General features: G+C 41.0%; 3 protein-coding genes. 2 read left to right on the top strand and 1 reads right to left on the bottom strand.

What is annotated here, in order from left to right; all coding sequences use genetic code 11:
• Positions 1–179 (bottom strand): MobA/MobL family protein (locus F607_RS33840; RefSeq protein ID WP_169719856.1); only part of this gene is annotated, 179 nt, incomplete at its 3' end.
• A gap of 162 nt (positions 180–341) precedes the next feature.
• Here F607_RS33840 and F607_RS32075 point away from each other — a divergent pair.
• Positions 342–656, top strand: coding sequence for a hypothetical protein (locus F607_RS32075; protein WP_051311858.1), 315 nt, complete (start codon positions 342–344; stop codon positions 654–656).
• Between the two features lie 593 nt (positions 657–1249).
• Positions 1250–2532, top strand: a 1283-nt coding sequence (locus F607_RS32070) for a DUF6531 domain-containing protein (RefSeq protein ID WP_051311857.1), incomplete at its 3' end; no start/stop codon positions are given.

The raw sequence follows: 2532 nt of genomic DNA, 5'->3' as shown, positions 1-2532 counted from the left end.
GGTGCATGCGTTGGCGCTAAAATCTGGCTATAGCTGACGCCCTTTTTTCGAGTGTAGTCATGAACGATGCCAGTCCGTTTGTCTTCGATACTTTCAGCGGCGCGATAAGCCGCAGCACCAGTCGATGATCGACCGCTACTTCGGCTGATAACTTTTACATGACAATGATAGATAGCCATACACATCGCTTTTGCTTTTAGCGTCGCAGACCGCACACATTACTTCGTAATGTATAAGTGCGCCCTTCATTGTACTCAGGGGTTGGTGCTTGATAGCAAATATTGCAATTGTCGTCAAGCTGATTTAGCTTTATGCGAGCACGATGTTTTGGAGTAATAGCAATGGCAAAATTAGATGATCTGCTAAAAAAGCGAGATCAACTTAATGCACAAATTCAAGCAGCTAAGGCACGAGAACAAGGTAAAAAACGTAAGCTTGAAACTCGCGCAAAAGTCATTCTCGGTGGTGTGATGATGAAGTTAGCAAGAAATGATGAGAAAGCGATGCAACGGTTAAAAGTGTTGATTGCTGAACAAGTAACTCGAGAAAGTGACCAGAAAACATTTATTGAACTGGGATTAATTTCTGAACATGAAATTAAAAGAAAACTTGTGCAACCAACGCAGAAAGTCACTGAAACTGAGGATTTAATATAGTCATTAGGCAATACGACGACTGTACAATGTAATGACAAAGTTTAAAGAACAAATTTGATTTTGAAAAAAGTTGTCCCGGGACAACTTTTTAAGGCGTTGGAAGTGAGAGGAAGGATTCACACAACGCCAGCATTTGGTATCAAGCTAAAACATAAGTCATGTTGAATGAGAGATTTTTTCTTTAAAGAACCATGGCCTGGATCGTCGGCAAGGCATCTCCAGGCCATGGATGGTGCACCCTATCTTTCTTGGCCCTGATAGGTACTAACCACTATAGCCTATAAATACTGTAGGATGGAAGAAAACGATGTCTGCAATCCTCGCTAACCCTTATAGTACGAACTGGGTAGCAGTTGGATGGCACTCTTAGTAGCAGTATGAGTTGCACTTTAATAGGCATGGGTGGCACTTAAAAATCCAGATAAAAGAGTACGACAGATAGACAAACGCTATCGTCTATTCATACATCAATTAATTTGTATCACAGTAAAATAATGAAAGATTTCATCAGTGACAGGTGATGTTTATTCAATTTATTATTAGATGCTTTTAACATTAATTGATGTAGTACTGCAGTTTAAGGATATAAGCACATGGATAAAGCCTTGAGGCAACAGTTTTTAGCTGGCCTTGTTTTTCCTCTCATATACTTTTCTCCCTCTGTTTTTGCTGATTGTTCCGTTGAATTCACATCTTACCAAGATGGTGAAACGCTTCGTTCCCCTTCAATAACACTTTACGGCACAGGTAATGCTGATAGAAGCTCTGGTGGCGGATGGGGTGGTTGGGGGCGTTTGCGAGGCTCTGATCTAGTTCAAGTAACTGTGAATAATGAAACAGTATTTAATCATGGTGGAACCATGCAATTTCAGCGAGGTATTTCATTTTTAGAGTCCTTGGGCGCTTCAGCAACCCTTAAGCCTGGCCTAAATTTCGTAAAATTAAAAGGTGTTGTTGGTAATGAGTGTACGACAGAAGACACCATGACTTTATTTTATGATCAAGAAGTTGTTCTGGCTAAAAATAAAGGCAATCCAAACGATATACCTGATTGTGGCCCCACCTCAGCAAAAGGTAATCCGATTAATATCGCGTTAGGCAATAAATTCCAACAAGAAACGGATGCGCTTATTGATGACGGTGATTTTTCTATTCATTTTACCCGAAGCTATAACAGTGTAGATGGCTTATGGCGACATAATTATTCAGCCCAAATTAAGTCGCAAGGTAATAAAATGACGGTGATTTTACCTGATGGTAAAGAAACCGTATTTACTAAGAATAATAATCAATTTCAGGGTGAGCCTTCAGAATTAGGCACATTGGTTGCGCATAATTCCGGCTGGCGTTACACGGCTGCAAACCGCTTGGAGTATACGTTTAACGCACAAGGCCAACTTATTGAGTTAGGTAATGGTGAAGGTGTAACCCATACACTGAGCTACGAAGGTGACAATGTAAGCGTTACTGATGGATTTAGCACCTTACGGTTTACTCAAAACAACCAGCAGCAAGTACAGAGCCTGACAGAAAGTGGACGGCAATGGACGTATACATATGATGATCAACAACGCTTGGTTAAAGTGACTGAAAAAGCGGGCGATTTTACTCGAAACCGTCAATACCATTACGAAGACAGCCGCTTTCCTCATTTCTTAACTGGAATCACGGACAGTAATGGTAATCGCTATGCAACCTGGAGTTATGATGACCGTGGCCGAGCGATTACCAGTAGTCATGCGGGTGATATGGAAAAAATCTCAATCACCTATAATGCTGATGGTACGACTACCGTAACCAATGCATTGGGCAAAAAAACAACCTACCACTTTGCTACCTTTGATGGGGTTAAACGCATTACCCATATTGCAGGTAA

The organism is Zooshikella ganghwensis DSM 15267, from assembly GCF_000428585.1.
Taxonomy (GTDB): domain Bacteria; phylum Pseudomonadota; class Gammaproteobacteria; order Pseudomonadales; family Zooshikellaceae; genus Zooshikella; species Zooshikella ganghwensis.
The sequence above is the reverse complement of the archived record's forward strand: the minus strand, read 5'-3'. Positions and strand labels throughout refer to the sequence as shown.